The sequence below is a fragment of the Actinomyces sp. zg-332 genome (assembly GCF_011751945.2).
Taxonomy (GTDB): Bacteria; Actinomycetota; Actinomycetes; order Actinomycetales; family Actinomycetaceae; genus ZJ293.
The window spans coordinates 252204-264442 of sequence record NZ_CP064951.1 but is presented as its reverse complement, the minus strand read 5'-3'; the positions used below and the strand labels follow the sequence as shown (position 1 = coordinate 264442).

The following is a 12239-nucleotide window of genomic DNA, read 5'->3' as shown; positions in this document are numbered from 1 at the left end:
TCCACGTATCTTTTATATACCTGCCAAGTTAGATTCACCAAGCTCTATGAGTTCTTGACGCAAAGCTTTAGCGTCTGGTTCTTTCATACCAATAATCGGCATCAATGATTCAGAAGAAGCCGTATGTAAAGTGACACTAGCTAAACCATAGTATCTAAGCAGTGGTCCTTGCTGAACATCAACAAATTGCATACGTCCATAAGGTATAACTTCTACTCTACGAAATAAAACACCTTTAGATATGACGATGTCTTTTTCAGCTTTAGCATATTTGTAGTTATCTACTTGTCTACCTATTAGCCACCACATCCAAATGAAAAATACTACTAATAGGATATAAACCACAATCGGAGCAATAAGTACTGAGAATCCAAAAGAGTCTATAAAAAATATGGAAATGTTGAAAGCAGTGTTGGCTATAATACCTATTAATATAAATACTGCCAGTATTATCCTTCTTACTTTCTTTAGTTTAGGATCTACTTTTTTATAGTCCAATCCATCAATATTGAGGTTAAAATTTTTACTCATTTTGCATCCATTTATTTAAACTGTATAATGTTTATCAATTATACAATAATTTTTTATTCATAAGCGTGTTATAACTGAGCTATTAAGTCAATATGTCCTCTATAACTTATTCCATCACTAGACTATTACATTTTTAAGTTCTAATATACTATTTGTCTATTTTAACAAAGAGAAGGTTTATATGAACGCCCGATTGCCAAGTTGGCTAATTTCTTCGTTTGTACGAAGTGTTACAAACATTGGAGCACAAGCACCTGCTCATAACATTGAAGCACTTGCTATTAAACTGATAGGTAAGCTGGAAAATAGATCAAGCCAATATCATAATGTTAATTACCTTTCTTTCGTGTTAAATAAGATTGATGAGTTGGCTGATTCAGCTCATAGTTCTGATTGTTTGAGAATAGCTACTTGGTACTATGGAGTTTTTTATAACTCTTATTTAGGCGGATTCTGTCCAGCATTGTCTAATGAAAATCCCTCAGATTTGTTAAAGGACGATTTATTATCTGTGGGCGTAGATGAAGAAATTTGTCAGCACATATGTACTATCGTTGATGGCGCTAGAAGTAATTCTGTTAGCAATAGTGACGATATTGATATTCAAATACTTTTCGATTGCAGTATATCTGTCTTCGCAACTACTCCTCAAGAATATAAGCACTATTTGAAGCTTGCTCAAACTGAATATTCCGATGTTTCTATGTGTTTTGTTTTGTATACACGCAAGCGGTTTATTAAACGTTTACTTGCCCGTCCTAAGCTTTTCTTATCGCCACTTGGACAAAGCTGGGAAATTCCAGCAAGACAAAATTTAGAAGCAGAGTTAGTTAGATTGGAAGCAGAAATAGCTAATATTCCTACTCAAGATATATTGGCTTTAGAACAAGCAGAAAACGATACTGATTCCCCAGAATGTACTTTGAAAGACACTGTAATGATTAGAAGAGTGTCAGTAGCTGATAAGCTTTCCAAAGTTAAGCATAGTGTTTCTTCAGTACCTACTTCTTTGACTAATAGCTTGAGTTTTAATAATTCAAATTCCAATACTCAAAGTATAACTAAGATTAATGATTTATCTTCCTCTATGGAAATGATAGAAGATTGCTTCGATTCTAAAGAAACTCCAGTTGATAAGTCAGTCAAAGAAATCGAATTTGAGTAGTTATTTTTAGCTACCGCTTATGCGTATTAACTATATTTGAAGTATTATTCTGGTGGTATATGCAAATACACACAATACATAGAGTTATCCACAATTTTACTTTTTCTAAAAACATAGCATAATTTTGAGGTTACTCTTTAAATAATCATCTATTTAAGGAGAAAAATGACAGTTTTTACTGTAGATAGTAACGAATTATCTAATACCTCAGTGTTAGTAAATAATTGCGCAGATAATATTCGCTCTCAAGTACAAACTATGCTTAGTTATTTACATCAATTAGAAAACTCTTGGTCAGGGCAAGCTAGTATGCAATTTCATGATTTAGCTGATAATTGGCATAAAGCACAAATAAATGTTGAAGATTGTTTGTTGCAAATTTCACACCAGTTGAATAATGCGGCAAATACTTATTCACAAGCTGAGCAAGAAGCTACTGCACTGTTTAATTTCTAAAGTTTATGTGAAATTTGTACACAAAAATATTTTAGTTTATTAGCTATAAACACTATAAACTAGCTAAATAATTAATAGTGACTGAGTAAATAAATAAATAAGCAGATAGATAGATAGATAAGCAGGCAGATAAGTAAGTAACCAAATAAAAATAGCTTACTAACTTTGCAGATAGTAAGCTATTTTAAACAATTACTTTTAGAAATCGTATGTAATAGTAATAGGTGAATGATCAGAAAAACGCTCTACATATTCCTGAGCTCGCCAAACTTGAACGTCTTTCACACTATCTGTGATGTCTCCATGAGTAATGTGGTAATCAATACGCCACCCAGCATCATTATTATATGCATTTCCACGCCAAGACCACCAAGTGTATGGACCTTGCGTATCTGGGTAAAACTCACGAGTTACATCATGCCAGCCAGATGAAAACCACTTTTCTAGGTAAGCGATTTCTTCATCTAATACACCAGCTGATTTATTGTGATTTGGTTTCCAGTTTTTAATGTCTTTTTCAGTACGCACAACATTAAAATCTCCACATACAACAACTGAATTACCTGTTTGTTGGCTGTATTCCTTTAGAGATTCTAAACGCTTAGTTACTTTTTCCAGGTGAGCATACTTTTGATCCATTTTAATTGTATTTATTTCACCTGCATGTAAATAAGCGCAAGCTAAACGTAATTCATTTCCTTTAGGTGTTTCAACACTAGCCTCTATCCAACGACCAGTGTCCACAGGCTCTTCATCGTCTAAAGACAGTGAGACATCTTTTAAAGGAAAACGAGACATTATAGCAACTCCGGCACGTCCCTTAATATCACAGTGTCTTGCCACCAAATGCCAGTCAGATTCAATGAGTTCTTCTAGCACTTTATCGTTAGCACGAACTTCTTGCATTAGCACAATATCAGGGTTTTCGTAAGCCAACCATTGAGTCATACCTTTACGATAAGCCGCACGGATACCATTCAAGTTTAAAGACGTAATTTTCAAAATCTATATCCTTATTACTTATAACCTTTTGCAATAGATACAATGTTAGATAATAGCATTGCTCTTGTCATTGGACCAACACCACCAGGGTTAGGAGATACAAAAGCAGCCTTTTCGTAGCAAGCAGGATCAATGTCGCCACATAAGACATATTTGCCTTTATCTTCATCAAAACTACGACTTACACCGACATCTAATAAAATGGCTCCATCTTTGATATCTTGAGGTTTTATAAGATGTTTAACACCCGCTGCGGCAATAATAATATCAGCTTCACGAGTATGTGCAGGTAAATCTTTAGTTCCTGTATGGGTAAGGATTGCTGTAGCATTTATATTTTTACGAGTAAGTAGAGCTGGTAATCCACGTCCTACTGTAGTCCCTCTACCAACTACACAAACTGTTTTACCATTTAAATCTATATCGTAATGATCTAATAACTCTAATACACCGTAAGGAGTACAAGATAAAGGAAAATCTATATCTCCAGCAACAGATAACACACTCTTACCTAAATTCACTGGATGTAAGCCATCAGCATCTTTTTCAGGACTAATAGCTAATAGAATTTCATTAGTATCTATATGTTTAGGCAGTGGTAACTGGACAATATACCCCGTACACTCAGGATTAGAATTTAGCTCATGGATAGTTTCTAGTAATTCAGCCTGAGAGGTATTTTCATCTAATTCTACTCGTATAGATTTAATACCGACTTCTAAACAGTCACGATGTTTACCATTAACGTAAGATATACTAGCCGGATCAGATCCTACTAATACAGTTGCTAATGCTGGAAAAACACCTTTATCGTTTAAGTTTTTAACTTCTTCTTTTAACTGAAGTTTAATATCACTAGCGACTTTTTTACCATCTAAAATAATAGCTGTCATTTTATTCCTTATCGATATTTATAGATAGTCGTATAGAGGGAATGCGTCAGCTAAGTCTTTAACACGGCCTTTCAAAGATGTGTAGTCAACCTCACCTTTGCAACCTTGTATTAAAGCAGTGGCAATAATATCAGCAACTTCAGTAAATTCCTTAGCGCCAAATCCACGTGTAGCTAGTGCTGGTGTACCGATGCGTAGACCTGATGTTACAGTTGCTGGTCTTGGATCAAAAGGAACAGAGTTACGGTTTACTGTAATAGAAATATCGTGCATTAAGTTTTCTGCTTGTTTACCGTCTAAAACGCTATTACGTAAATCTATTAGTACTAGGTGTACATCTGTACCACCAGTAACAATATCAATGCCACATTCACGTACATCGTCTTGTAGCAAACGATCAGCAAGAATTTTTGCACCCTCTAGTGTACGTTTTTGGCGGTCTACGAATCCATCAGTCATAGCAATTTTCATTGCTACCGCTTTACCAGCAATAACGTGCATTAAAGGTCCACCTTGTTGTCCTGGGAATACAGCAGAATTTAGCTTTTTCTCCAAGTCAGTTGTGCCGGATAAAATCATTCCAGAGCGAGGACCACCAATAGTTTTATGAATGGTAGTTGAAACAACATGTGAGTCTTTAATCGGGCTAGGGTGTAAACCAGCAGCCACTAAACCAGCAAAATGAGCCATATCAGTCCACAAATATGCTCCAACTTCATCAGCTATACTACGGAAAGCTTCAAAGTCCAAATGACGTGGATAAGCACTCCAACCAGCAATTATAACTTTAGGCCTTTCTTTCAAAGCCATATCGCGTACCATATCCATATCGACTCGGTGAGTTTTTTCACTCAATGTGTAAGCAGATGCTTCATATACTAATCCCGAGAAATTAATTTTCATGCCATGTGTAAGGTGTCCACCGTGAGCCAAGCCTAAACCTAAAATTTTATCTCCCGGTTTAGCAATAGCATGCAATACAGCAGCATTAGCAGATGCACCTGAGTGCGGCTGAACATTAGCGTATTCGGCGTTGAATACTTTTTTCGCACGCTCTATGGCAAGACTTTCAGCAACATCAACATATTCACAGCCACCATAATATCTTTTACCAGGATATCCCTCAGCATACTTATTAGTTAAAACTGATCCTTGTGCTTGTAATACAGCTCTAGGAACAAAATTTTCTGAAGCAATCATTTCTAGCGTATCGCGTTGCCTACTTAATTCATTATCTAAAACACCAGCAATTTCTGGATCCAAATCGTATATGGACTGTGTTAGTTCACTTGACATAAAGCCACCTTGCTTTCTAAAAAATAAATGTTAAGCACTTGTATACTATTACATTCTTCGCTCATAAAGATACGAGCATTTTAAAGTTACACTAATACTTCTTTTCAAGCATTATTTAAATGTGATATTCATCAAATTATTTAAATAAAATATACTCGAGTATTATTTTTATTGATAAATTCTTTTAATCTGCGCTCTTGGTTTATTGATTTTATAAAGCAGGTTATAAAATGGTTCATTTAAGAGGTGTTTTATCTTATATGTTTTATTTATAGACTTTTATGTAAACAAATATTTCAGACAAAGAAATTTGTGTCACTTTATTCTATTTTGGTATTTAGGCAAGGCTTATTTTCCTATATATCAGGTATTTTGATGTAAAAGTTTACTTATTTATTCAAAAGTATTATCTGAAAATTTATTCATCTCTACTTACTATTTATTCGTCGCACTAAAATCCAAAAAAACTAAAAAAGAGATTATCCTCACATTCCCTCAGTAAAAGAATCTTATTTTCCGTATTTTAGTAAGCAATAGTTTACTTACTTTCTAACACTTTATCTTTCCTTGTGCTGGTAAACATTTTGATATAAAACCTTAATCGCCTATATTATCTATACTTTTGAAAACAGCTTCCCTTCAACTTTAGGCATAAGTGCTTTTATATCTCAGCCTAGTTACAAAACAGTTTATGTATTCTGCTCACTTTCGAGAATACTTTTCGTATTTTATTCATAGAGTCTCTTATTTCATGTTTGCTTTAGATTAGCTTCACTTTACTAGTGCTTATTCGTATTTAACAGTAAACATATCCTTTACTATCTAGATATTTTATTGATATAAGTAACTATTTATATGAATACTCCAATTAACGTTTACCCGACGATTTTATTTATTCCTACCATTATTTTTAGTACTTTATAATTATTTTCTAAACACTTATCTAGTAATTAATAAGCGGTTTAACAAATCCTAGTTATTAGTATTTATATATTCTTTATCCCATAGTCGCTTTGTTTTACATAAAAACTGTACAACTTTTACTTGAACAAATATTTTACTCACTATCTCATATGAGTAAGTATTACTTTGCCACTACTTTTCTCTTCTCTTTTTCCCGCGTAAAGTGTCAATTAATTTGTTTATCACAATATTTCACAATTTTAAAACTAGGAAATTAGAACGCATTGTATCTTAGTGATTTCATAAAATATTGATTGAAAAAGTGTCAGGGGAATTTAAGAGGGAAATTATAGGAAGGATAAAGTTCAAAAGAGAAAGACAGAGCTTCAAGTTTTTTAAAAAAGTATTGGCCATCTAGAAAGATAGCCAATACTTAGAAGATTTTTACTAATCGTCAAGTCCAAGAATGATATCGCGTCCTGGAACTGCTTCAATCAAGTTCCTTGTGTAATCTTCTTTAGGATTATCGAAGATATCATCTACTGTACCTTGTTCAATTAGCTTACCATTTTGCATAACAACTACGTCGTCAGCGACTTCACGTACAACAGCCAAGTCGTGTGTAATGAACAAGTATGACAAACCTAGTTCTTCTTGTAGCTTGGTTAGAAGCTTTAGAATCTGGTCTTGAACCAAAACGTCAAGAGCTGAAACAGCTTCGTCCAAAACAACTACCTCTGGTTTCAAAGCCAAAGCACGAGCAATAGCTACACGCTGACGCTGACCACCAGAAAGTTCATTAGGATAACGACGCATTGTGGATCGTGGAAGAGCTACCAAATCTAGTAGTTCAGCAACACGTTGTTTACGTTCTTCCTTTGTACCAATGCCATGGATACGCAACGGTTCTTCAATACAACGATAGATTGAGTACATTGGATCCAAGGAACCATATGGGTTCTGGAAAACAACTTGCATCTTACGACGCATATCAAATAGTTGTTTAGGAGACAAAGTTGATAAATCAGTTCCTTCGTAAAATACCTTACCTTTAGTAGGTTCCAAAAGGTTCAAAATGATATTGGCAACTGTAGATTTACCTGAACCTGATTCACCCACTAATGCAAGTGTATGTCCACGTTTCAAAGAAAACGAAACATCATCAACAGCTAAGAAATTCTTCTTATCGCCTCTCTTAGCACCACGAATATGGAACTCTTTAGATAAGTTTTCAACACGAATTACTTCAGAAGTGTCTTCCTCTGAGACTTGGTGCAATAGATCTTTTGATTCTATTCCAAGTTCACGAGCTGTTTCGATACGAGCTGAAGCCAAAGAAGGAGCTGAAGAAACTAGACGTTTTGTATATGGATGCTTTGGATGACGTAGAATTTCCAAAGCTGGACCTGATTCAACAATACGTCCTCGGTGCATAACTACTAGATGTTCTGCACGTTCTGCGGCCAAACCTAAGTCGTGTGTAATGAACAATACTGCTGTGTTTGACTCTTTGGTCATCTTGTCTAGGTGATCCAAAATTGTACGTTGTACAGTAACGTCCAATGCTGACGTAGGTTCATCGGCAATTAGAAGTCTTGGGTTAGCAGCCAAACCAATAGCAATCAAAGCGCGCTGACGCATACCACCTGAGAATTCGTGTGGATACTGCTTTGCTCTACGTTCAGCATCTGGCAAACCTGCCTGTTCGAGAACTTTTACAACTTCTTTATCTAGGTCTTTTTTATCACAAATGTTGTTTGCAACGAGTGCTTCACGGACCTGATAACCAATCTTCCAAACAGGGTTTAGGTTAGACATTGGATCCTGAGGAACCATACCGATTTCACTACCACGTAAAGCAACCATTTCTTTAGACGGTAGATTAGTAATGTCTTTACCATCAAAAATAATTTGTCCACCGGTAACCTTACCAGTGCCTGGAAGTAGACCGATAATTGCATGTGCGGTTGTAGATTTACCTGAACCTGATTCACCCACAATAGCAACTGTCTGTCCTGGGTAGATTGTCAAGTTAGCCCCACGGACTGCTGGAACAGTACCAGTTGATGATTTAAAGGCTACTTCAAGATCACGAATTTCAATTAGAGGCTTTAGTTCCTCTGTACTATTTACTTTTTCTTCACTCATTACTTACGTGCCTTCGGATCAAGGGCATCGCGTACAACGTCACCCATCATGATAAAACCAAGTACTGTCACTGCTAATGCACCAGCTGGATAGAATAGCACTGACGGCTGGTTACGCAATGAAACTTGAGCGCGAGAAATATCAGCGCCCCATGAAACAACATCTACTGGCAAGCCTAAACCTAGGAAAGATAGTGTTGCTTCAGCAACAATAAATGAACCTAGCGCAACTGTTGCATAAACAATAATCGGAGCTGCAGCGTTAGGTAAAATGTGGCTTACTAATGTTGATATTTTCTTAGCTCCTAGAGAACGTGATGCAGTAACAAATTCTTCGTTTTTGATAGACATTACTTCACCACGAGTAATACGAGCGATCTGTGGCCAACCGAATACAGCCAAAATCAAAACAACAGTCCAAATTGTGCGATGTGATTTGAACATCTGCATAACAACAATAGCAGCTAGAACGAATGGAATAGCAAAGAAAATATCTGTTACACGAGATAACAATGAATCCCAAATACCGCCATAGAAACCTGCCAAGGCGCCTACGACCGTACCGATCAATGTAACAATAAGTGTAGCTAGAATACCCACAGTTACAGATGATCTTGCACCATAAATTGTACGTGCAAAGATATCGCAACCTTGTAAATCAAAACCAAAAATATGACCAGCAGTTGGTAGTTTTAATGAATCCTTTAACAAACATGTATTCGGATTAACAGATGTAAATAACCATGGGAATATGGCGAGCAGTAAAGCTAATACAATAACGACTGCTGAAAACCAGAACAATGGCCTACGTGACATTGTATGCCATGCTTCTCCCCACATAGAACGTGGAGCTGATTCATCACGAACTGCATCTACAGCACCTAGACCTGTTTCATCAATTTCAGAAACATAGTGCTCTTGTCCTTTATAACCTATATTCTTACTCATAACGAATCCTTGGGTCTAGAGTTGCATACAACAAGTCAACTAGCAAGTTAGCTAGCAAATAAACAACAACTAAGACAGTCGTAAATGAAACCACTGTAGGAGCTTGACCTTGAAGAATAGCCTTATACATCGTTCCACCAACACCATTAATGTTGAATATACCTTCAGTAACAATCGCACCACCCATTAGGGAACCCAAGTCACCACCGATATATGTTGCAACAGGAATCAATGAGTTACGTAAAACGTGTACACCAATTACTCGACGTCTAGTCAAACCTTTAGCAGTTGCTGTGCGAACGTAATCAGCCTTTGTGCTTTCAGAAACAGTTGTCCTTGTCAAACGCAATACATAAGCAAAAGATACTGCACCAAGCACCATAGCAGGCATCAACAATGAAGTAAAGGTTGGATTACTACCTGCGGTAACAGGCAAGAGTCCCCATTTTACACCCATTAAGAACTGCAATACGAAACCAATAACGAATGTTGGAACTGCTATAACAAATAGAGAAACAACTAGCAATGTTGCATCAAAGAATGAACCTTTGCGCAAACCAGCGATAAGACCAAAGGCAATACCGAATATTGTTTCAAAGGCTAAAGCCATAAAAGCCAACTTTATTGTTACTGGGAAAGCACCTGCCATAACTTCAGATACTGCACGACCTGAGAAGTCAGTTCCAAAGTCAAGTGACAAAATACCTTTCAAGTACAACAAGTACTGTACAATAAATGGTTTGTCCAAATTGTATTGAGCTTTTAAAGCTTTTTCTACTGCTGGTGATAAACCTTTTTCGCCAGCTAACGCCAAAATTGGGTCACCTGGTAAGGCAAATACCATCAAATAAATCAAAAACGTTGCACCCAAGAAAACTGGGATTAACTGTAATAATCTACGTCCGATGTAACGGAGCATCGGTCCCTCCACAGAGTCCTTTATAAGAACTTTTTCTAAATCGACGGATATGTATACTTTTTTGTACACATATTTTTATTAATACTTACATTTTAGGCGAGTGAAACTTTTACGCTTCACTCGCCTAAAAATTCATAGTCACTATTCTATTAGAAAGTAGCCAGTTAAGTAAAGTATTTTACTTCTTTTCTACAGCCCATAGAAGTGGTGTTGAGTTCCAACCGAACTTAACATTCTTAACATTTTCTGAATAACCAGCTGAAACCTGAGCATACCATAGCTGAATTGTTGGCAAGTCACGCATTAGGATTTCCTGTGCCTTGCTTAGAGCCTTGATAGCTGCTTCTTCGTTTACTTCACCGTCTGACTTCTTTAACAAAGCGTCAAATTCTGGATTTGCGTAAACAGCATCGTTAGATCCTGCACCTGTTGAGTGAATTGGCCTTAGGAAGTTACCACCCCATGGGTAGTCTGCCTGCCAACCTGAACGAACAGCTGAAGTAAGCTTCTTCTCTGTAGCATCTTTACGCATTTCTGAGAACTGTGCGTATGGCTTACCCTTAGCATCAATCTTTAGAACTTCCTTGATTGAGTTTGTAGCAGCTTCAACCCAGTCACGGTGTGAAGAATCAGCATTGTAAGCTAGTTCGAATGAACCTGACCATGGCTTGATAGCATTAGCCTTTTCCCAAGCTTTCTTAGCTTCTTCTGGGTTGTACTTTAGTACTTCATTGCCAGGAACCTTGCCGTCGTAACCTGCTACAGCTGGTGAAGTGAAGTCAACAGCAGCCTTACGTGTTCCCTTGAAAATCTTGTCAATGATTGTCTGACGGTCGATAGCCATTGAGATAGCCTTACGACGCAACTGACCTTCTTCATCCCAACCAAAGTGTTCTAGATAGCTTGGAATTGTCAAAGCCTGAGTACCTGCGTATGGTTTCATAACTGCACGATCGCCCAAGTCTGACTTGAAGTTTGCCAACTGGCTAGATGGAACAGACTTGATAACATCTAGGTTGTTTGACAACAAGTCATTGTAAGCTGCATCTTCCTGCTGGTATAGAACATAGTCAATACCACCATTGTGTGCCTTACGAGGACCGTTATAGTTCTTGTTTGGACGAACTTCAATTCTCTTGTTGTGTTCCCACTTTGTTAGAACATAAGGACCGCTTCCAACTGGCTTCTGTCCATAAGCTTTAGGATCTTTATAGAAAGATTCTGGTAGTGGAGCAAAAGCTGAATAAACCAAGCTCTTCTGGAAAGCGAATTCTGGCTGTGACAACTTAACCTTGAATGTCAAATCATCTACAACTTTAAGATTTAGTTCAGAATCTTTTTGGGCATCGAAACCTTCAATTGGTTCAAAGAAGCTTGCTGATAGGTTAGCATTTGATGCTTTTGCGGCCCAGTTCCATGCATCTACATATGACTTAGCAGTAATAGGGCTACCATCAGAGAACTTCAAACCTTTACGCAATTTAATTGTATAAGTCTGGTTATCGTCTGTCTTAATTGATTCAGCATCTTCTAGTTTAACTTCACCGTTCTCATCACAGTAGACAAGGTTTGAAGTGATAGCGTCTAGAACAAGACCACCGCCGACTTCGTTAACGTTTGCTGGGATTAACCCACTCTGTGGTTCTACGTTGTCAACTTTAACTACATAATCTGAAGAACCAGATCCTTCTGAGTTTGAACCACCAGCAGAGCATCCTGCTAGTGTGAGTGCTAGAACAGCAACTGGTGCTACCAAAGCAATGCGCTTATTCTTCACAATACCTCCAAAATACGACAAGGTATCTAAATATCCGAAGACACTTTAGACACTGACTATACATACACAATCTGTGCAGTATTGAACAATTGTACACAAAAAATAATTGTTATTGTTTGAGCTAATTTTATTACTTTAATTTTAATATTTCAAGATATTATTTTTGCCAAATACATAAATAGTTTTTGTCTCAAAAATAAAG

General features: G+C 36.8%; 10 protein-coding genes. 2 read left to right on the top strand and 8 right to left on the bottom strand.

Features of this window, described 5'->3' with window-relative positions:
* Window positions 1-12: 12 nt before the first annotated feature.
* Entirely contained in the window at window positions 13-531 is a 519-nt protein-coding gene (locus HCQ94_RS01025) for a PH domain-containing protein (protein WP_166982839.1), read from the bottom strand.
* A gap of 181 nt (window positions 532-712) precedes the next feature.
* Here HCQ94_RS01025 and HCQ94_RS01020 point away from each other — a divergent pair, with 181 nt between their 5' ends.
* Entirely contained in the window at window positions 713-1696 is a 984-nt protein-coding gene (locus HCQ94_RS01020; protein ID WP_166982841.1) for an HD domain-containing protein, read from the top strand.
* 165 nt (window positions 1697-1861) lie between these two features.
* Entirely contained in the window at window positions 1862-2152 is a 291-nt protein-coding gene (locus HCQ94_RS01015) for a WXG100 family type VII secretion target (RefSeq protein ID WP_166978976.1), read from the top strand.
* A gap of 198 nt (window positions 2153-2350) precedes the next feature.
* Here the strand turns inward: HCQ94_RS01015 and HCQ94_RS01010 are convergent, their stop codons facing one another.
* The 7 genes from HCQ94_RS01010 to HCQ94_RS00980 form a co-directional block, all read right to left on the bottom strand.
* Window positions 2351-3154, bottom strand: a complete 804-nt coding sequence (locus tag HCQ94_RS01010) for an exodeoxyribonuclease III (RefSeq protein ID WP_166982844.1) — start codon at window positions 3152-3154, stop codon at window positions 2351-2353.
* Window positions 3155-3168: 14 nt separating this feature from the next.
* Window positions 3169-4047 carry a bifunctional methylenetetrahydrofolate dehydrogenase/methenyltetrahydrofolate cyclohydrolase gene (locus tag HCQ94_RS01005; protein WP_166982846.1) on the bottom strand — a complete coding sequence of 293 codons (879 nt, stop codon included), beginning with the start codon at window positions 4045-4047 and terminating at the stop codon, window positions 3169-3171.
* A gap of 18 nt (window positions 4048-4065) precedes the next feature.
* Entirely contained in the window at window positions 4066-5343 is a 1278-nt protein-coding gene (glyA, locus tag HCQ94_RS01000) for a serine hydroxymethyltransferase (protein ID WP_166982848.1), read from the bottom strand.
* A 1350-nt stretch (window positions 5344-6693) separates the two neighbouring features.
* Window positions 6694-8394, bottom strand: a complete 1701-nt coding sequence (locus tag HCQ94_RS00995) for an ABC transporter ATP-binding protein (protein ID WP_166978971.1) — start codon at window positions 8392-8394, stop codon at window positions 6694-6696.
* A complete protein-coding gene (locus HCQ94_RS00990; RefSeq protein ID WP_166978970.1) occupies window positions 8394-9341 on the bottom strand; it encodes an ABC transporter permease in 948 nt (315 codons plus the stop codon). The genes HCQ94_RS00995 and HCQ94_RS00990 overlap by 1 nt, the downstream gene beginning before the upstream one ends.
* Window positions 9334-10260 carry an ABC transporter permease gene (locus HCQ94_RS00985; RefSeq protein WP_166978968.1) on the bottom strand — a complete coding sequence of 309 codons (927 nt, stop codon included), beginning with the start codon at window positions 10258-10260 and terminating at the stop codon, window positions 9334-9336. The genes HCQ94_RS00990 and HCQ94_RS00985 overlap by 8 nt, the downstream gene beginning before the upstream one ends.
* Window positions 10261-10438: 178 nt before the next feature.
* Window positions 10439-12037, bottom strand: coding sequence for a peptide ABC transporter substrate-binding protein (locus HCQ94_RS00980; protein ID WP_166978967.1), 1599 nt, complete (start codon window positions 12035-12037; stop codon window positions 10439-10441).
* Window positions 12038-12239 lie beyond the last annotated feature (202 nt).

Bases quoted from the DNA above. Each gene is read 5' to 3' on its own strand.
- HCQ94_RS00990 (WP_166978970.1), bottom strand. From the start codon at position 9,341: ATGAGTAAGAATATAGGTTATAAAGGACAAGAGCACTATGTTTCTGAA.
- HCQ94_RS01025 (WP_166982839.1), bottom strand. From the start codon at position 531: ATGAGTAAAAATTTTAACCTCAATATTGATGGATTGGACTATAAAAAA.
- HCQ94_RS01005 (WP_166982846.1), bottom strand. From the start codon at position 4,047: ATGACAGCTATTATTTTAGATGGTAAAAAAGTCGCTAGTGATATTAAA.
- HCQ94_RS01015 (WP_166978976.1), top strand. From the start codon at position 1,862: ATGACAGTTTTTACTGTAGATAGTAACGAATTATCTAATACCTCAGTG.
- HCQ94_RS00995 (WP_166978971.1), bottom strand. From the start codon at position 8,394: ATGAGTGAAGAAAAAGTAAATAGTACAGAGGAACTAAAGCCTCTAATT.
- HCQ94_RS01020 (WP_166982841.1), top strand. From the start codon at position 713: ATGAACGCCCGATTGCCAAGTTGGCTAATTTCTTCGTTTGTACGAAGT.
- HCQ94_RS00985 (WP_166978968.1), bottom strand. From the start codon at position 10,260: ATGCTCCGTTACATCGGACGTAGATTATTACAGTTAATCCCAGTTTTC.
- glyA (WP_166982848.1), bottom strand. From the start codon at position 5,343: ATGTCAAGTGAACTAACACAGTCCATATACGATTTGGATCCAGAAATT.